The sequence below is a fragment of the Microbacterium sp. WCS2018Hpa-9 genome (assembly GCF_031843745.1).
GTDB lineage: Bacteria > Actinomycetota > Actinomycetes > Actinomycetales > Microbacteriaceae > Microbacterium.
This window is the reverse complement of the sequence record NZ_JAVTIY010000008.1, coordinates 160,006-180,221: the sequence shown is the minus strand read 5'-3', so window position 1 is coordinate 180,221 and position 20,216 is coordinate 160,006. Positions and strand designations below refer to the sequence as shown.

The window sequence follows — 20,216 nt, the reverse complement described above, 5'->3', positions numbered from 1 at the left end:
TAACTGGAGATCAGAATGACGTCGAAGAACACCGCCCGCACCGACACCCGTGCTCCCCGCTTCCGCGTTCCGCGCGGCAAGATCGGAGCTGCATCCGCTGTCGTGATCGCTCAGGCGGCCAGTCTGCTGGCGGTCATCGTGGTGTTCTACATCATCGCGTTCTTCGTAGCCGTTCGCGTCGTGCCCCTCACGATGGGTTTCGTGAAGGATGGCACCGGCGTGACCCTGGACATGCCGGTCGAGACGGTTGTGGCGGTGTGGATCGCCCCGTCGTTGTTCCTCCTTGGGCTGCTCTTCTGGCTCGTCGTCGTGGTGATGCGCAGCATCTGGAAGCTGCGCACAGCCCTCATGAGCACCGTGAAGGCGTGGGCTTTCGGGCGCGAGAGTGCCACTGTGACCCCGCTCGCTCCGGCGAAGAAGTCCGGTCGCCCGGCATCCTCGCCCTCCGCCAAGACCGCCTGAGACCCCCACTCGAATCGACGAGGAGACAGACATGAAAATCGCACCGCTCAAGGTCACCGACCCCTGGTACGGCCGCATCGTCAACAACGGGAACATCCACGCAGACGCTCTTTCTGGCGTTCCGATCGAGGGCCTGGTGGAGATGGAACTCATCGAGCTCCTCCACGGTGGTCCTGAACGCAACTACCGACCGTACCTCCACCTCCGCGGAGAGATGGTGCAGGTGACGCCGAGCGTCGCACTGCCCTACGGCGTGACCGAACTTCCCATGCGACAGGGATCTGGGGTCGCGATCGACGCGTTCTACGACTTCAACCAGGATCAGCTGGGCGTTCTCGTCAGCAAGGGGTACTTCACCGAGGCGTTCGAAGTTCCAGAGAACCTCGCCCACGCGGAGTGGGTGCTCCCTGGCACCGCGGACTTCCTCGTTGTCGCCCCCGACTACGCAGACGACGCCCCTCTGGTCTTCATGAACGTCCACGACGACACTCGTCTCGAACTCGATGAAGCGTCCAGCGGGTACGAGCTGACGGCGTACTTCCCTGACTACACACCTGCCGCGGAGAATGAGGCCACGCTGCAGAGCGGGCTGGACGAGGTCCCGCGCAGCGAGCGCACTTCGGACCTGTTCCGCGATGTCCAGTTCGAGGCGCACACCCCGATCGCAGAGTTCACCGCGCCGGAGATCCCACACGAGACCGACGCTCACCAGGCCGTTCCCGACGGCATCTTCAGTCGCCTCATGTCGGAGATCGAAGCGCGTGAGCCCGTGGCCCCTGTTGCCGAGCTCGAGGAGCCCGCACTGACGGAAGAGGCGCCGGCCGGAAGCGCCTGGGACACGTACCTGTCGAAGGTGGCCCCTGGCGTCGAACGCGCACTGACCGCACCGGTCGAATCCGACGACGATCTCGACCTCAGCCTCGACACGCTCAACTCCGAGGATGCGCCGGTCGACGAGTCTGCGGGAGAGGTTGATCTGGACGAGACGCCGACCGGCCTTCTCGACTTCTCCACGGTGGCGCCCCAGGTCGACCTCGTCCCCCTCAGCGAACAGATCGCTGAGGACGGCATCGACCACGAGGACGCTGCCGCAAAGCGCGCCGCCCGCATCCGCAACCAGATCGCCGCCGCCGAGTACGACGGCTCCTCCGAGGACGCACAGCCGGCGCTGTGATCTGTCCTCGGGCCTGAGGGCGTCAGCCCTGCAGGAGGGGGTTCGCATCCGGTAGCAGCCCGGTAGCGAACCCCCTTTCGTCATCACACCACCAGCGAACACAGGAGACAGAGCGTGGGACTGAAGCAGGACGTCATCATCGTCAACGAGTTCTCGGTCCCGCTGCCCTCTGGGAGCAAGAAGAAGGGCTCGCGGGGAGGAACTCCTGGCGACTACGTCACCCGGTACATGGCACGCGAGATGGCGACGGAGTCACTGGCGCCCATCCGCCAGAAGCGCACAGACGAGTTCATCACTCGGTACATGGCCCGCGAGAGCGCCACGGAGAGCCTCGAGGTGAAGTCTCCTCGCGCGCTGAAGCGGAAGATGTCTGCCGCGCAAGGCGACGCCGGCGTCGCTTTCGGATACGACTCGATTTCCCTCTCTCACGAGCAGCTGCAGTTCGCCAGTCGCGACATCCAACGCCTCTTCGACGAGGGGCACACCGTGATGAAGACGGTGATGAGCTTCGACCAGGAGTATCTCCGCAAGCACAAGATCATCCCCGAGGACTTCGTCTGCGAAAAGCGCGGCGACTACCGCGGGCATCTCGACCAGATGAAGCTGCGCCTGGCAATCATGCATGGGCTCGGCCGCATGAGCCGCGTGCTCTACGACGACCTCCGATACGTCGCCGTCATCCAGGTCGACACCGAGCACGTGCACTGCCACCTCGCGATGGTCGATGCCGGCCCGGGCACGCTCGCTCCTGATGGCACCCAGCGCGGCAAGATCACAGCGCGGGCCCGAAACATGCTTCGCCGTGGCGTGGACGGTTGGCTCGACGAGAACCAGTCCGTCCGCCACCTCGCCAGCGCCGTCGGATACGAGCGTCGCAACGTGACCACCTACGTCAAGCGCTGGGCCCACCAGCAGATGCTTCGCGAATCCCTCCCGCAGTTCCTGCTCGCCTGCCTGCCAGCCGATCGCAGACTGTGGCGTGCAGGGACGAATCATCACGCGATGAAGAAGCCCAACCGCATCGTGCATCAGCTGGTGCGGGAGGTCCTCGACCGTGACGGTTCACCCATGAACCAGGCCATGGTCGGGGTCCGCGAGTATGCGGACCACCGGCGGCGCAACGAAGGTCTCAGTGCACCTGAGTGGCGCAAGCTGGTCATGACGGGGGAGGAGCGGATCATCGAGCGCAGCGTCAACGCCGTGTATGCGATGCTGCGCCAGCTTCCTGACGACGCCCTGCAGGTCCGCACACCGATGCTGGACGCAATGGGCTTGGACTACGACGACCTCGCCAAGCGGGCGCACGACGACACCGAGGACGATCTGGTCGGCTTCGGCTTCCGGATGCGGTCATTCGCTTCACGGCTGGACCACCACACCGAGAAGCGAGAGCACTACCACGAGCAGGTCCGCGCCTGGGAGGCCGCGAACGCTCAGGGGAAGGCCGCTCCGTCATCACGCGCGGTCTACGAGATGTACCTCGAGGAAGAGGAGTACCACGCGAAGGTGGCGTCGAAGTATCGCCACTTCCTGTCCTTCACCCCACCATCGAACACCTGGTACCAGGGGTGGAGCGAGGTCGCAGAGTACGGCGAGCGGATCATCTCACTCGAGTCGATGCGCAGAGATCTCTCGCTCCGACGCATGAAGGACGAGGATGAGGCAGAGCGCATCGGCTTCGAGATCTACGGTCAGCACGGCGGACGGCACGTTGCGAACGGCAGCGATGCATCCGCGCGCATTCTCGAGGAGAGAGTCAGCCGCATGCGTGCCTCCTATGCCTCTCAGGTCGACGATCTTCGCGTGAGCCTCGCCGGGAAAGGCCTTCGCCTCGATCTTCAGACGGACCCGGCCACCGGGCGCGACGCGGCGGCGATCACCTCCGGTGCCGAGCACCCGTTCGAACAGGTGAAAGGTCTGGACCTCCATCACATGCGCTACGACTTCGCGGCCGATGTCGAGATCGGCCCGCGAACTCTCTCGGCGTTCATCGAGGCCGCGCGACGTCGCGCAGAGGCCGTAGAAGCAGCCGAGGAATACCTTGTCGCATCGGGGCAGCCCGAGGCCATCCAGGAGCTCCCCATCAGCGACGTTCGCAGCATGATCGCTCTCGCCTCGAGGATCCGACAGGCCGAGGAGCCGACGCTCCCCAGCGAAGTCGCCCAGCTTGCGCGACAGCGAGAGATCGTCCGCCGCAGCCGTACGGTGCAGCTTCACACAGACCTCGCAGAACGCCTGGACGAGCAGGTGCAGATCTCTGCCAGCCAACCGGTGTTCGAGGATCAGGAGCCCACGGACACCCCACTCACTAGCGATGAACTGACGTAGCTCATTTCCGTCGAGAAACGCAAATCTCACCGTATACGGTGTGTTACACGTTTTTCACTCGTAAATGAGTCCTTCTGTGCTACTCTCGAATCACTCGAGGGGGCATCTCGGGTGCGTTACCTCAACCACCTTTGGTCGATCGGAACATCACCATCGACCCGACGCACAACGGAGATACATCATGGTCAACCTCAAGTCTGAAGTCCACGGCAAGGGCGCAACGAAGGAAGTCAACCTCGTCGTTCTGGCCTACGACAACCGCGTCGCCAAGAAGGACGGCGTCGTCACCACGCGCTACCTCGACGCCCGCGTCCACCCCGGCGACCGCCGCGCCCCCGGCGACACGAACCTCGCTCTCGTGACCAAGGACGACCCCAAGGCGCCGGGCGGCAAGTCGAACTCCGCACGCTACTCGGCGAACCAGTTCGAGGCGATCAAGCAGGCCGCCGGCGACAACGTCACGGACCTCGTCGACCGCGACGGCACCGTCAGCGGCAAGATCTACGGCGTGAAGGCCGACCTGCTCATCAACAAGGGCGAGGTCGTCATCAACACGAAGACGCTCGACGGCCCCGGCCTGTCGATCGCCGACGAGAACGGCAAGGACATCCGCACACGGATCTTCGACTCGATGGCCGAGGCCAAGGCGGCGCGAGCAGCCGCCAAGGAAGCGGCCGCTGCCGAGAAGTCGGCTGCAGCCGAGGCTGAGGTCGATGCACCCGACGCCGCGCGCGAGCCGGTCCTCGTCGGTGCCGGCGCACCGGACGCCCCGGTGGCTTCGTCCGACCAGCCGGAGCTCGGCTAACCAAAACACGAAGGCCCCGTACCGGAGGATCACTCCCTCGGTGCGGGGCCTTCGTCGTCTGAGGAGGATGACGATGACACAGAGACCGACCACAGCAAGCAAAGGGCAGGACATGGCGATCGACTTCGAGAAGGATGAGCAGAAGCCCGAGCCGCGCAAGGAGCAGCGCGCTCAGAGCATCAGGACTCTTGCGCGCACGGCGCAGACGGCTCACCACATCGCCATGGCAACCGGGGCATTCGACGACGCGAAGTCGGGGCTGGGTCCCGCAACCGCCTTCGGCGCAGCCATCGAGGTCGGCGAATCTCTCGAGGCGGGCCTCGCCACTCCGTCCGTGGACGAGCGCATGGAGCGGTTCCCTGAGTTGCGAGGCGTGGAAGTCGCTTCAGGTGCCGCTTCGCGTTTCCCTGAGCTCGCCGAGGCTCCTCGACCTGCCTCCAGCAAGGAGACCGATGAGGAGGAGCTGGCGCGATGAGCGACGCCAAGAGGCGTGAGCTGTTCGTGGACACGGCATCGCCCCGCGTCAATCAGACCCCGTCGATCCCCACGTTGACACGAGCACCTCGGCGCCCCTGGAACGGGGTCGTGGGGGAGATTGTGAAGAAGTTCTCTCCCGACTATCAGGAGGCAGTTCGAGATGAGCAGGCTATACATACTCACCGAAGCATGAGTGCGCTGAATGTCGTATCCATGCTGAGGGAGCGAGAACTCCGCGAACGCCTCAGCATCACCACGACACGTGAGCGCATGGGGTCGTCCACTCCAGAGACGAAGGCCGCCGAAGCGGAGATCCTGCGACGTGAGGTTGACCTGAAGCTCGCAGAACTTGGGACGAACGACGTGGAGCGTGAGTACGTCGAACACGGGCTCCTCTCCTCGAGGAGAGACCTCCCCAGCCGCGAGGCAGACGAGTCCTGGTACGACAGCCAGATTGAAGCGATGGCGAGAGTGTCGCCTCTCGCAGCGCAAATGCGTTCCGATCATGCTCGACCGACGTTCGGTGATCTTGTCACCGCTCGGAAGAAGGTATCGCCGCCGGAACCGTCGGCGCCATCAGCGACTACGACCCCGAAGGTCGCCCGTCCGAGCCACCTCAGTCGATTCCCCGAGCTGCAAGGGGTAACTCTCGACCGCTCAGCATCATCGGACGCCTCGGCGACGTCTACGACAACTGAACGCGAGTACGACACCTGGTGACCGACGAGGGGCCGCTCATGCCGGGATCAACCCCCGATGGGCGGCCCTTTCTCATGCCCAGAACATACCTCCTCGTGCTACCATTTAGGCTCATAAACCAGCAGAAACGAGTGCATCATGCCGCTGCCTTCGACGGAGCTCAACACCCGGTACCCGACGTTGTCGAAGTACAGCGGGCCGCTGGCGGCCCCTGAGCGACAGATCGTCGGCCGCGACCGGGAGATCTCCCAGCTCATGGCGGCGATGAGCCGCCCCGAACTCTGCAACGCGCTGCTGCTGGCTCCTCCTGGATCCGGAAAGACGGCGCTCGTTCAGGCCGCATCCATCATCGACACCGCGAGGGACTACCTCGAGGTGGATCTCGCGAGGATGATCGCCGGCCTGTCCCACTCGGATGAGATGGCTGCGCAGCTCAAGACGCTCTTCGACGAGGCTGAGGAATATAGCCGCCAGGAAGCGCGGCAGCTGGTTCTCTTCATCGATGAGTTCCACCAGATCGTCCAGCTCAGTGCCGCCGCCGTCGAGGCTCTCAAGCCGGTGCTCGCCGCGTCGGGCGCCAGAGGCATTCGGGTCATCGCCGCAACGACGGACGAAGAATTCGATCAGTACGTCAAGCCGAACCAGCCGCTCGTGGAGCGTCTGCAGCGCATCATCGTGAGTCCTCCTGGAATGGCGACCACGATCGCGATCCTCAAGGGCATGGCAGCGCGATACGAGGTCGCCGATCAGATCTACGATGAGGGTCTCCTGCCCCTGATCTACGAGTACACCGAGCGCTACGTCCCCGCGGCGACCCAGCCACGGAAGTCGATCCTCGTCCTTGACTCGATGGTGGGCTGGCACCTGTCCACCGGGCGCAATCTCGACCGGAAGCTGCTGGCGGACGTCCTGCAGGAATCCGTGGGTGTCAACGTCGCCCTCGCAGTCGACGCCGCGAAGATCAAGTCGGACCTCGACAGCAAGGTCTTCAGCCAGCATTGGGCTACTCACATCGTCGCCCAGCGCCTTCAGCTGTGCGTCGCCGACCTCCACGACAAGACCAAGCCCGCCTCCTCGTTCCTGTTCGCCGGGTCGACGGGTGTCGGCAAGTCGGAGCTGACCAAGCAGTTGGCGCAGCTCATGTTCGGCGATGCCCGCAAGCACCTGATCCGGTTCGACATGACCGAGTACGCCCGAGACGAATCCCTCGATCTGTTCCGCACGGAGCTCACCAGTCGGGTATGGCACACGAGTCACGCCGTCGTTCTCTTGGACGAGGTCGAGAAGGCATCCGCGATGGTCAACCGACTGCTCCTGCAGGTGCTCGACGACGGTCGCCTCTCAGACGCGAACGGTCGCCAGGTGTCCTTCCTGAACACGTACATCGTGATGACGACGAACGCCGGCGCGGAGATCTTCAAGACCATCGCTCAGTACAGCCCGGACGCGACCGGGTCGGGCCAGTTCATGAAGGACAAGATGAAGGAGATCACCCGCTCCATCACTCAGACCCAGGCTCAGAACCGGTTCCCTCCGGAGCTCCTCGGGCGTATTGACGCGATCGTTCCCTTCCAGCCCCTCGCGCGCGAGACGCAGCGGCAGATCATCCACAACAAGCTCGCCGGCGTCGTCCAGGAGGTGCTCACCAAGCACGGAGTGATGACGACGATGGATGAGCGCGTCCTGGAGTACCTCGTCGAGGACAAGGCCGACACCGACGCAGAAGCCGGTGGTGCGCGAGCTGCGGTTCGCCTGCTGACATCTGATGTGACGACGCAGATCGCGACGTTCATCAATGCGCACCCGAAGGTGCGCGCCATCCATGTCGAGGTCGAGGGTGAACTGCGATCCGAGAACAAGAGCCTTCGCGAGAGCAGCGCTGAGGTCGTGGTGAAGCTGCCGATACTGCGCGCTGGCACTACGGTCTAATCTGTCGTTTTTCCTGGTTTATGCGCGAATCTGTCTGTTAGACTCATTCCTGAGAAGATCAGGAAAGGACGTTGACCATGGCATTGTCTTTCGGTCGCAAGAAAGATCAGAGCGCAGCTCCGAAGAAGAAGAAGCGGAAGGAAGCGTCGCTCTCCGACGTCGTACAGGAGAGCACTCTCGGTGCCGCCGTCGACGTCCTCAAGCGCAACCAGAACTTCGCACTGCCCAACGGCACCGCGTGGATAGGGCTCCTGCTCAACGCCGACAGCATCGGTGGGCTGAGCACCAAGAACAAGAACGATGCGGTCAAGGGTTCGATCATCGAACTCATCACCGCAGACAAGATCGAGGTCGTCGCCACGAAGGCGATGCTCGAGGAGAACTACCTGGCGATCATCCCGACCCCGGGGACGCTGGCCCGGCTCAGCGGCTTCCAGCTCCTCATGGACGCTCCGTACCACTGGGCGATCCTGCTTGAGGGCAAGGACCCCGAGACCGGCGAGGACGTTCTGCTCGCTGACACCCTGAGCGACGAGGCGCAGAGCCGTGCGACGGTCGCACAGGCGACATCCATCTCCACCGGTGAGCTCAAGCTCTCCGAGGTCGTTCCGCAGGCCTGGAATTGGGCCTCGGGTCAGCGTTCTGCTGCCACCCCCGCACAGTCGGAGTTCGATCTCATCGTCAGCGGAGCCCCCGCGGCAACGGCTGCGGTCGGTGCCCAGGGCGGCACGTCGACCCTCACCGTGGAGGCGGACCCGCTGGCCGAGGCCTTTGGCACGAGCGATTCGACCCAGTCCACGTTCGACTTCAACAGCGCCGACAGCGAGATCTCTTTCGACGCGGCCACGGGCGTCGTGGATGACGAGCCGGATCTGTCGATCAACTTCGATGCGTTCGAGTCGCAGTTCAGCAACCAGGACACCGCGATCGCGCCCGATGAGACCCCCTCCGAGGTGGACCTGTCCTGGCAGAGCGACGACTTCCCCGCGGAGCCCGAGGATGAGTCGGACGCAGACGCCTACGTCCAGTACGTGGTCGAGAACGCCAATCGCGTGGTCGACGAGGAGGAAGTACGCGACACCATCGTCCGCCGATTCCTCAGCGACGATCTCGCTCTCGTCGTGGACACCGAAGAGTTCGACCGGGTCTTCGACAGCGAGGCTGAGGCGATTCTCCTCGAGATCCCCGACGAGCAGTCGGACTGGCTCGGTCAGCAGGTGGGACAGCTCAGCCGCCAGGCGAACGCCGAACTGGCTCAGCTCCATCGCGATCACCAGGACGAGCTGCGCGAGCGGTTCGTTGAGATCAGCGCTCACCACGTCGAGCAGACGATCAGCCTGCTGTCCACCGACAGCCCGGGTTCGCGATTCCACGCTCTGATGGAAGGCGCGAAGAAGGACTTCGAAGCCGATCGCGAGAAGACCCCGGCGGAGCTCGCCGAGCAGCGCCGCGAACTCATGGCACGCTTCGACGCGCAGGCCCAGAGCCGCGCAGAACAGGCGGCTGCACACGCCCGCGCCACGTACGAGGACAAGCACCGTCCGAAGCTCGAGCGCGACATCGCCGAGCTGGGACGTGAACTCGACCGACGTGTCGAGGAGAAGTACAGCCACAACAAGGCGACGGTGCTGGAGATGCGCCGTCGCGAGGCGAACACGCGCATGGAGATCGGCACCAACCGCATCTTCGAAGATCTGCGGGAGGTGCACGGCACCCAGCGCGAGGAGCAGCGTGCTCTGCTCAGCGAGTGGAACCACCGCCTGATCAAGGTCATCGACGAGAACCGCGCGAACGACATCGCCCGCGCCATGGTGCTCGCGGAGCAGCTCGCTCGGAGCAACGATCTCGCCCACGCTCGAGAGCAGCACGAGATCGAGAAGCGCCAGATGCGCGAGGACAACGAGGCACGTGAGGCGCGCCTCACGTCGGAGCTGCGCCGTCAGGGCGAAGAGGCTGCCCGAGAGCTTGAGACCCGTCGTCGCGAGTTCGAGACCACCCTCACGCTGGAGAAGGAGCGCACCCAGGCGGGAAGCGTTCTCGCCGAGCAGCTGCGCCAGCAGAATGCAGAGCTGGCAGGCGAGTTCCAGCGCACGTACGACTCGCGCATCTCTGAGCTCGAATCGGCCAAGGGATCGGCCGAGACGCAGCTCAAGCAGCAGAACCGCATGCACAAGCACTCGATGCGCGTCATCGCGGTTCTCGCGGTGGTTCTGCTCCTCGCCGGCGTCGCTGTCGGAGCAATCGTCGGCTGGTCGTTCGCACAGCAGCAGATCGCCTCGATCGAACCCGCCGCCTTCGCGGCGTTCACTTCGATCGTCACCTGACCGGTGGTGCGATCGGTCTCCTGATCTCCCCGGTCGCACCGCCTATTTCCTCAGCGGGGCACGTCGCCATCACAGGTGCCGTGCCCCGCATTCTCGCTACACCAACAGGGAGTCTCCGTGACGAAGAACCCGAGCCACCCGAAAGCCAGCAACTGGGACAAGATCTCCGCTCGCAAGGCGGACCAGACGCTGAAGAACAGGGATGTCTACGAGAGCCAGCAACTGGATCGCTCGAAGATCGACCCTCTCCTGACGAAGACCGGCCGCACTTGGGCGTCTGCCATCATCGGAACGATCACCGCGATCCTGGCGTGGTTCGTCCTGTCGGCATTCGGCCTCATCATGGCGTTGCTCGGCCCTGCTGCGGGCGGCGACTCCAACCTGTCCGGGCAGTCGAAGTTCTACGAGATCCAGCAGGTCAACGGCTCATCGGTCTTCCACTGCTACCAGATCCTCGATGCTGACGGCTCGGCGCTAGAGGGCACTCCGTGCTACAAGACCGAGCTCGAGGCGGTCCAGAACCCGCCGACATGGTGGGTGGAGCGCAACGACGCCGGAGAGTCGACGGACGGCAGCGGATCAGAGGTGACCGCATCACCCAATGACTACTTCGGGCAGCTCCTGAGCTTCGACCTGCTCAAGGCAGGCCTCTCGCTGCTCACTGGTTTCGCCGTCTTCGGCATCGTCCACTCGCTGCTGATGCGCAACCTCGACGCCCAGAACCTGATGAACGACACCTCGGACATCAACCAGCACACCGGAGACCAGCAGATCGCCCTGCCGCAGGAGGTCATGCGGAAGTTCGACTGGTTCCCTGACGCCGGCGCACACTCCGACGTCCAGTTCAGCTCGATGATCAGCCACGTAATGCTCACTAACAAGGGGCTGAAGAAGATCGAGGCCTCCGTCTTCGCCGACAAGGACATGCTCGACGAAGACGGCGACGTGGAGTACATCAAGGGCGAGATCCTGCGAGACGACGACGACAACGCCATCACGAGGACAGTTCCTCTCATCGACGAGGAGTTCGGCGACGCGCTCTTCGAGGCCTCCGGTGTGCCGGCCGGCAAGAAGTTCCGCAAGCGATTCGACGCGACCTCCGTCCCGTACAACCCTGACGGCAAGAACCGCGAGAAGCTGGGGCAGTACGCCACCGTCGCGGACCTGATCAACAGCGACTGGACGCTTCCGGAGTACGAAGTGCAGCGCCCGGGCGGCGCCTATCTGGTCGACACCGCCCCTGTGAACACGATGGTGCTGGCGATCACGCGTGGTGGAAAGGGTCAGGGGTACATCGAGCCCGTCATCGATATGTGGCTGCGCGAACGCCGCCCCAGCAACATGGTCATCAACGACCCCAAGGGCGAGCTGCTCGTGAAGAACTACGTCCGAGCAACGATGCGCGGATACCAGGTGACGCAGTTCAACCTGATCAATGCGATGAAGACCGACATCTACAACCCGCTGGGTATGGCAGCGGATGCCGCCCGCGAGGGCGATGCCCCGAAGTGCGCTCTCTACGTCGAGAACATCGCCGACGTGTTCTTCCCGCTCGATGGTGGAGAGGACCCGGTGTGGCCGAACGCCGCCAACAACGCGTTCAAGCGTGCCTCCTACGGTCTCATCGACTACTACCTTGAAGAGGAGCGCGAGCTGCGCGCCTACGCCGCCCGCACGAACATGGACCCGAAGGTGCTCGAGCGCAGACTCGACGAGATGTGGGGCAAGGTCACGCTCTACAACTGCTATCAGCTGTTCGTGCAACTGACGGCGAAGAAGATGAAGAACCCGCTCAAGGTGCTCGAGGGCCGAGTGAAGCAGGGTGAGTTCGGCAACCCGCAGGAGCCCAGCGAGTTCGACGACGAGGCCTACGAGGCCGAGCGTGAGATCGTGATGAGGAAGGCCTTCCTCTGGGACGACAAGGACGAGCTGGACATGCTCACGCTCTACTTCAACGCGACACAGGCCCTCCCGAGAAACGCAATGCGCACTCTCGTGAGCAACGCCGACAACGCTCTGCGCGCAATGGGCGGGGCCGAGAAGATGCTCGCGTCCGTGTACGGCATCGCCATCACCGCGATGAGCTTCTTCACCGACCCCACGATCTCGACTCTGACCTCCGGCGCACCCTCGCAGAACACCGACCTCGGAGGGCTCTCCTTCCCCCGGCGCATGGGTGTGCGATTCGGCATGAACTACCTCAAGCGCGATCACCTGATCGGCATGCAGGTTCGCTGGAACGCGTACGGCGATTCCCAGTTCACGACTCCTCTCGGTGAGGAGTTCGAACACGAGGACATCGTGTCTCGAGAGGGGTGGGCCCGCTACTACTTCAAGGGCAAGTTCGCCACCGACGTCGCGTTCCTCCGCCTGCAGGTGCTGAACCCGAGCACGGGCATGCTCGTGCGGGAGTTCTTCTTCCGCTTCACGAAGGACTACCAGACCTCGCTCAACGGCCGGTACTTCATCAAGGACCCGATCTCCGGGGAGAAGATCGTCAAGAACGGCATCCTCGTCGAGCTGCGTCGCAACTCCGCGACAGGCGTCTACGAGCAGGGTCACACCACGTACGAGCAGGAGCGACTGGTCAACGTCTCGTTCGCGATGCCGGACAAGGAGATGGGTCAGGCGCAGGCCATCGTGTCGACGATGGTTCGCTACAGCGAGAAGCCGAAGGCCGTGTTCCTGGTCACGCCGCCGCACCTGATGAAGTACGCCAAGCTGATCCTGATCCTCGTCAAGCAGCTCGTGGACCTGAACTTCGACAAGTCGTACATGACCAAGAGCGATCAGAAGCCGCTCTACAAGACGCGGTTCATGCTCGACGAGCTGGGAAACCTCCAGTCCGAAGGGCACGGTATCGCCGGCTTCGAGACGATGCTGTCCATCGGCCTCGGACAGGACCAGCAGTTCACGATCATCCTGCAGACGCTGCAGCAGCTCCGGGACGTCTACGGGGAGTCCGTGGACAAGATCGTTCAGGGCAACACCTCCAACATCGTGTTCCTGAAGTCGACGGATGACGCGATGATCGAGACCCTGTCGAAGATGTCGGGCACCCGCCACAACGTCTACCGCGACTCGAAGACCGTGACCAAGGACACCGAGCGGATCATCAAGAACATCAATGTCGAGGGCAAGGTCTCGTACACGATGTCCGTCAAGGAGGAGCCGGTGATCTCCTACAACGACCTCGCGTACCTCTCTGAGCGCAACAGCATCGTGCTCCGCGCGGGTGATTCACCGGTGTGGAACCGCAACGAGACGATCCTGCCGATGTCGTGGCGACTGTTCAAGGACACCATCATCCACCCCGGTCACGAGTACACGCTGCAGACCATCCCGACGCTCAGCTCCGCTCTCGACTTCGATGTGCGACTGAACCAGCCTGACTTCGAGAAGATGCTCGCCAAGCGCATGCTCCAGGCGGAGGCCGCCGTGGACAGCACCGCGGTGTACAAGGCCGCGTACGAGTACGAGGACGTGGACATCGCTCGCCTCGATCCCGACGTGTACAGCGACGAGGTCATGGAGATCGTCGATGCGGCGATGCGCGAGGTCATCGCGGACGAGTTGGGACTGGACGCCGATGACGTCGACCTCGAGGACGCCCCGGAGGGGTTCTACGAGAACGACAACTGGGAGGAGGACTACGAGATGCAGAGCGCCGTACAGAGCGCTCAGGTGAACGCAGCGGATCGCCAGCAGCTCCGGTACGCAGGTGGTCAGATCAGCCGCGAGATGCTCGTGCGCGCAGATGGAAAGGCACTGCTGAACCCTCTCGATCGCGAGATCATCGAGGCATACCGCGCAGCCCGTGCCTACATGGAGCGCGACTCTGTGCACTTCAGCGTCGGCGCCGGCGGGTCCCTCCGTTCGGTCGATCGTGGCACGCTCTACCTGCAGAAGCGTGACGAGTCCGACTCGCTCAAGCAACTGACGGCGGCCGCCCAGGACGACACGACCCGGGTGTACTCCGAGGGCGATCTGTCGGAGCTTGGCGGCTACGAGGTCACGGGGGAGTTCTACGAGTACCTCGCCTCGCTGGAGAGCTGGAGGGATATCGCTGGTGGCGAGTTCGAGCGCGCAATGATGCTGGCGATGCGCGATCAGGCTGGCAACTAGCTCGAAGCCCGTGAGGCGTATCTGGCCCCTTCGCACACAGTGCGGAGGGGCCATTTTCGTGCGTTCGTCCCCATCTTGAGCCGCACCCCTCGAAAACGTCAAAATCCCTGATTTATGAGTGAAAATGTCGATTCTGCTCGATAGGATGAGAGCAACCAATCACCGAGGCCGGCTGGACCGGCCTGACGAAAGAGAGAATCCGTGGATCCTCGAAGCCCGGGTATGCGTCGCTACCTGTACGAGCACCTTTTCCAGCAGACGATCGAGCGCACGCAGGACGCGACCGGGAAGATCATCATGGTCTCCGCCGCGCGTGATCTGCGCGCGAAGGTCGAGCAGAAGCTGAATGCGCAGCAGCTGTCGATGGGGAGCGCCGATCTCGGCATTCCCCCTGTGCTGTCCGCCATCGAGCAGACGATGCAGGAGAACGTTGCCGGATACCCCGGCATCTTCACCGATGCCACCTCCGCATCCCCCGCGTACGTCCAGATGCAGACGTCCTTCTTCGACATGGCGGGATTCTCTCGGCGTGCGCAGGACGGCTCTGTCATTCAGCCGTCCCCGGGCAAGGCGGGCGCCCGCCTCCCCATCTCCCCGTACGACCCGCGTTGGGCAGTACGCAGCTCGATCAAGCAGGCCGGGTCCCGGGTGCGCTACATCCTCGACGAGGACGTAGCCCAGCTCGCGGGCGGCCACGCCGATCGGATCTCCGAGCTGCGCACACAGGATCTCCACGTCTACTCGATTGACGAGGACGGACAGGCCGTCGAGGCGGGGGAAGCCTTCAGCTACGACGACCTCAGCGGTATGACCGAGCTCATGGGGTACATGAGCGAGCAGGAGTACCGCCACGTTCGCGACTGGGTGATCGACGGCGCTCGAGGTCAGGACGGGCAGATCCGCCCGGGCCGATACATGAGCGCGGAGGCGCTGCAGCGCTCGACGGCGATCCTCGACGATCTGCGCAGCCAGGGCATCGGGTACACCGTTCGACGCGACCGCAACCAGGGTCAGATCAAGGCGGAGATCACCGGGACAAAGATCGCGGTCCGACTGACTGAACCGCGCACTCAGGAGCACTTCGTTGGACGCGTCTACGACGACGGCGTCTCGACCTGGTTCACCACCAACGTCAAGGTGGACGGCTCTCAGGCCCAGGCGGCGTACACGCCCACGGCGGCCGAGGCAGTGGACCTGTTGCGCATCGCACTGGGAAAGCCCGTCCAGCGGGCCGACGGCAAGGGTCTCGTCGGTGAGCGCGGCACTCACACGGTCACGGAGTGGAGCAAGGCCGATCGCCGCCGCGTCCCCGTGGAGGTGCAGGACTCCTACTTCACCAAGAACGACCGCTCCTCCATGGCGGTGTACGGAGACCTCCTGATCGACGGCAAGATCCCGGAGGAGGGCGCCAAGGTGCTCATCCGCCGCTCGGCGCAGGCGCGAACCGCCACGGCGCAGTTCTTCCTCGACGCCGAACGCGGAGAGGCGTACCTCCGCGAGTCGGTGGACAGCGCGCGCGAGAACCTCGCAGCCGCCCTCGAGGTCGACCGCCTGGTGAACGACTTCAACGAGCACGCCGAGCTGGCCTCGACGGGGGAGTGGTTCCCCGAGTTCGCCGGCGACGCGGAGATCGCGTCGATTCAGCGTTCGTACTGGGATGTCCTCCGCGGCGCGCAGACGACCCTCCTGCGTTCGGGTGCCACCGAAGAGCAGTACCAGGAGAAGGTCGGCGTCATCGGCGAGCTGCAGGTCGACACCGACACCGCCCGCACCACGCACGACATGCTGGTGCGCGATCTCGCATACGTCGGATCTGCCGAGCAGAAGGTCCGCGACCATGCCGATGACGTCATTGACGAGCTGATCGGCAGCTACGACCAGCATGACCTCACGCTCGCCGACGGCGAGGTCGTCGTCCGCCGATTCGACCCGGTGCGCGTGGCCAAGCACATGACGAGCGAGTTCGGCGCATGGCGCAACAACGCTGACATCATCGCCGCGCTGCGGGTCACCGGCATCGACGGTGACGAGATGATGGGTTCGAGCTTCTACGCCAGCGCGGTCAAGGACAAGCTCGTGCAGTTCGACGAGAGCACTGCCGTCGAACCGAACATGCACGAGGACGCCTTCGTCAGCCAGATGGGCACGATGATCGGTGAGTCCATCGAGCGCAATGGCGGTCGGGTCATCAGCCTGGCGATCGACGAGCACGGCATCGCTTCCTGGGAGGCCGAGCGCCTCAGCCGCACGGGCGTCGCGGAGACGGTGAAGGGTCAGATCGGTCAGCTGTTCGGCCGAGGCGAGCATGGCGAGGTCGTCACGCGTTTCGCGGGAGGCGAGAACTACCTCTTCGTCCCCGGCTACGAAGCCCGCATCACCTCCCAGCGCGCCGGCGAAGACCTGAGCGTCGAGGAGCGGACCATCCTGCGTGGGTACGAGCAGATCATGGGCGACCAGATCGAGTACCAGATCGCCAACGACATGCTGGTGATGCGCACGGAGGTGGGTGAGCCGACCTCCCTGAACGGCGTCTACCGCCGCCTCTACGACTCCCGTCACGAGGTCGACTACATCGAGCGCGCCGCAGAGGAGGGGCTCGAGCAGCACATCGTCGACGCCATCCTCGCCACCGAGGCGCGTCGCGTCCGCTACCCGAGCGAGATCGCATCGGGATCGACCGTGCACGCCGCATGGCGTGCGGAGAACTCCAGCCAGGCATCCGACCCGGCCAACGACAACCGCCACGACGCATGGATCCTCACCGGCGGCCGCAACATGGCCATCATGACGGAAGAGGCCGACGGCTTCTTCGACCCGGTGATGACCAACGGCGCTGTCTACCAGGGAATCACTCGCTACATGGTCGAGGGCGCTCGCGTGGACGCAGCCTCGGGGCGGATCATCCAGAGCGACGACGTCGAGGACCGTGCGCCGCTGATGAAGCTGTCCGAGACGGAGTTCATGAAGTACGACCCGTACGACCGTCAGCAGATGTCGGCGTCCAACCTGCTCAACGCCGCAGCGGTCACCGAGCCGGTGGGCGTGGCGATGATGACCTTCGGCGGCTGGACGGCCGATGACCCGATGGTCGTCAGCAAGGAGTTCGCCGAGAAGCACGCGATCCGCGGCGCCGACGGCAACCCCCGCGCTCTCGTCCCGGGCGACAAGCTCAGCGACATGCACGGCAACAAGGGCGTCATTTCCCTCATCGTCGACCGCTCGCAGAGCCTGCTCGAGTACGCCGAGGACGAGAGCATGATGTGGGCCCTCGAGGCGTTCAAGGAGAACCCCGAACTGGACGTGGTCATGAGCCCGTTCTCCGCGGTGTCTCGCTTCAACGGCGGTACGGCTCGCGAGCTCATGCAGGATCCGGCCGATCTGCACGTCCCCGGTCGGGGAATTCACGCAGATGCGATGGGCAAGATGCGCCTGGTGGTCACCCACAAGGACGTCGAGCGAGGCACGCGGGTGTACGACGAGGCCGCACTCCGCGAGGGCCGCGGTCGCAAGGCGTCCAGCCAGCTGGCTTGGGCGCTGGGCTCCCAGGGTGCGGATCAGGTGATGGCCGAGTTCTACGGACCGAACAACTCGGCCGTGGCCAACTTCCGCGAGATGCTCGTCACGATGGGTCTGGACCTTGAGCCCGACGGCACGATGCGCGTCGGGTACGACGACATGGCCGAGGGGGCGGAGCGTCAGCTCTTCCAGATGCCCGAGCTCGCCGTCACCGCCCGGGGCACTCTGAACGCGAACAAGATGAAGGCCGACTTCGGTCAGCTCATCGGCGATCGCGGTGGAGATCTCGAACTCCCCTTCCCGCTGAAGTTCCCGACCGGCCAGCTGATTCCGAAGGCGACCGACAGCACGTGGAAGCTGCCTGTGATGAGCTCCCACCTGCGCAGCGGCCAGGACCTCAGCGACGGACAGAGCACGGCGCACGACTACACGAACCAGTACCTGGCCGTGCACGAGATGGCGTCGCGATACCGCTTTGCGAAGGACTTCCTCGCGACCAACCGGCCCATTCTCGAGCACAAGAAGATCAGCGACCTCGAGGACACTATCGCCGAGATGCCCCGTCGCGCGCAGGCCGCGTTCGACACGATCACCGAGGACCTGAAGCAGAAGCGTTTCTCCGGCCGGCGGAACATCTTCAAGGAAGGGCTGATGTCCTCCCGTCTTCCCAACTCGGCGACCGCGGTGTGGACGAGCGACCCCCGTCTGGACGCAGACCAGGTGGCCGTCGGCCCGGCTATGGCTGAGGCGCTCGGTCTGGAGAACGACGACTACGCGCTGATCTGGCGCGACCCGGTGCTCCGGGATGCTGGAGTGCGATACATGCGGGTGAAGGTCGACGAGCGCCTCACCGGCGTGGCCATCAACCCGGTCATGGACAAGTCCTTCGACGGCGACTTCGACGGCGACTCGGTGGCCGTTGTTCGCCTGACCAGCGACGCTGCTCGTCAGCAGGCCCTGGAGAAGCTCACCATCGAGGCCAACCTGCTGGACCTCGGTCAGGTTGGCGACGACGGACTGCACCCCCTGGCGATGCAGGACTCGCTGGACGTCAAGGTCGCACAGCACGTCGACCCCGAGCTGACGGAGCGCTTCGCCGCGATCCGGATGCGCGCGAACGAGATCCAGAGCGACCTCGACGCCGGCGACATCGACGACTTCGATGCATGGGAGCAGCGCCACGCCATCGTCGGAGAGGTCAGCGACTACTACCGCGATGCGATGAAGGGGCAGTACGGAGACGCCATCCTGCGATTCGGAGACGCCGGCGACCACGTGAAGAGCGTGATCGAGGCGTGCATCGACACCGGCGCCAAGGGCTCGATGTCGAAGATCGGCGACTACTGCCGTCACCTCGGTGTCGACCCCGTCACCATGGCGGATCTCGGCGACACCCAGCACACCCGCGATGAGGACGAGGGTGTCATGATGGCGACCGCGGTGAAGTCGCACGGAACGGGCATCGCTGGGGCCTTCTCACAGCGCGGCGTGAAGGCGCTGCGCAACGTGGAGCTGAAGGCCGTGCTCGAGCTGACCTACCCGGTCACGCAGTCCGTCCTCCAGGCAAAGCACGACCCGGAGGAGGCTCGTCAGAAGTACAACATGCTCATGGGGCCCGCCCGGGCGCTGTGGAAGGGACGCAAGCTCGAAGCGGTTGCGGGCGACAACGGTCAGCGCGAATGGGCTGTCGTCCGCGACGATAAGGGTCGTGAGGTGCAGGCCGACGCCGAGACCTGGAAGAACCAGTTCGTCGAGCTCTACACGGCGAAGGACGGCCTGAACGTCTCGGTGAACACCGAGAACGTGGAGAAGGTCGCGGCCGCTCTCACCGGCCCGGATGGACGGATCATCGACATCGAGGACACGGACGCTCCTTCCCTGCAGAACACCGGATCCACGATGGACCGCCTCGCATACGGGGGCACGTTCACCGATGTGTTCGCTGCGGCAGAGCGCCGCGAGAACATCTTCGCCGGCACCGAGAACTCGCACTTCGCCCCGTACGCGGTGCGACGCAACCAGCGGGCGATCGCCGAGTGGGAGAAGGCAGCGGAGGAGGGGTTGCAGATCGCAGCCCCGGACGTCGCCGTTCTCACCAACCGCGATGTGCTCGCCGCTCACGATCCGCGGGCGCGCTCGCGAGGCGCAGGTCGGACGTCCCCGGTAGCCACGGCGGTGCGTGCGCCGCGGCCGCGTCTCCGCCCCGAGCTCGTCACCGCGGACGCGAGTCCTGTCGTCGAATCGGATGGATTCCAGCCGTAGGACGTAGAAGAAAAGAACCCCGCCCCGGTCATCCCGGGGCGGGGTTCTTTGCGTGGGACCAGACTGACCCGGCGATTCATATTCGCTTATTTATGAGGGGAAACGGTAGAATCAG

General features: G+C 64.3%; 10 protein-coding genes. All 10 read left to right on the top strand.

Annotated elements, in window-relative coordinates; genetic code table 11:
• Positions 1-15 precede the first annotated feature (15 nt).
• Positions 16-462 carry a hypothetical protein gene (locus RQG82_RS16985; protein ID WP_311245249.1) on the top strand — a complete coding sequence of 149 codons (447 nt, stop codon included), beginning with the start codon at positions 16-18 and terminating at the stop codon, positions 460-462.
• Positions 463-493: 31 nt separating this feature from the next.
• Positions 494-1,636, top strand: coding sequence for a hypothetical protein (locus tag RQG82_RS16980; RefSeq protein ID WP_311245250.1), 1,143 nt, complete (start codon positions 494-496; stop codon positions 1,634-1,636).
• Positions 1,637-1,750: 114 nt separating this feature from the next.
• Positions 1,751-3,964, top strand: coding sequence for a relaxase MobL (mobL, locus tag RQG82_RS16975; protein ID WP_311245251.1), 2,214 nt, complete (start codon positions 1,751-1,753; stop codon positions 3,962-3,964).
• Between the two features lie 181 nt (positions 3,965-4,145).
• Positions 4,146-4,769: a hypothetical protein gene (locus RQG82_RS16970; protein ID WP_311245252.1), complete on the top strand. Its 624-nt coding sequence runs from the start codon at positions 4,146-4,148 to the stop codon at positions 4,767-4,769.
• Between the two features lie 73 nt (positions 4,770-4,842).
• The gene (locus RQG82_RS16965) at positions 4,843-5,244 is read left to right on the top strand and encodes a hypothetical protein (protein ID WP_311245253.1); all 402 of its coding nucleotides are present in this window, start codon (positions 4,843-4,845) and stop codon (positions 5,242-5,244) included.
• Positions 5,241-5,966 (top strand): hypothetical protein, encoded by a 726-nt coding sequence (locus tag RQG82_RS16960; protein WP_311245254.1) that lies wholly within the window; start codon positions 5,241-5,243, stop codon positions 5,964-5,966. The genes RQG82_RS16965 and RQG82_RS16960 overlap by 4 nt, the downstream gene beginning before the upstream one ends.
• Positions 5,967-6,083: 117 nt before the next feature.
• Positions 6,084-7,874 carry an AAA family ATPase gene (locus RQG82_RS16955; RefSeq protein WP_311245255.1) on the top strand — a complete coding sequence of 597 codons (1,791 nt, stop codon included), beginning with the start codon at positions 6,084-6,086 and terminating at the stop codon, positions 7,872-7,874.
• Between the two features lie 77 nt (positions 7,875-7,951).
• Positions 7,952-10,198 carry a hypothetical protein gene (locus tag RQG82_RS16950; protein WP_311245256.1) on the top strand — a complete coding sequence of 749 codons (2,247 nt, stop codon included), beginning with the start codon at positions 7,952-7,954 and terminating at the stop codon, positions 10,196-10,198.
• 117 nt (positions 10,199-10,315) lie between these two features.
• Complete coding sequence (locus RQG82_RS16945; RefSeq protein WP_311245257.1) at positions 10,316-14,323, top strand: type IV secretory system conjugative DNA transfer family protein; 4,008 nt, start codon at positions 10,316-10,318, stop codon at positions 14,321-14,323.
• A gap of 201 nt (positions 14,324-14,524) precedes the next feature.
• Positions 14,525-20,101, top strand: coding sequence for a hypothetical protein (locus RQG82_RS16940; RefSeq protein WP_311245258.1), 5,577 nt, complete (start codon positions 14,525-14,527; stop codon positions 20,099-20,101).
• Positions 20,102-20,216 lie beyond the last annotated feature (115 nt).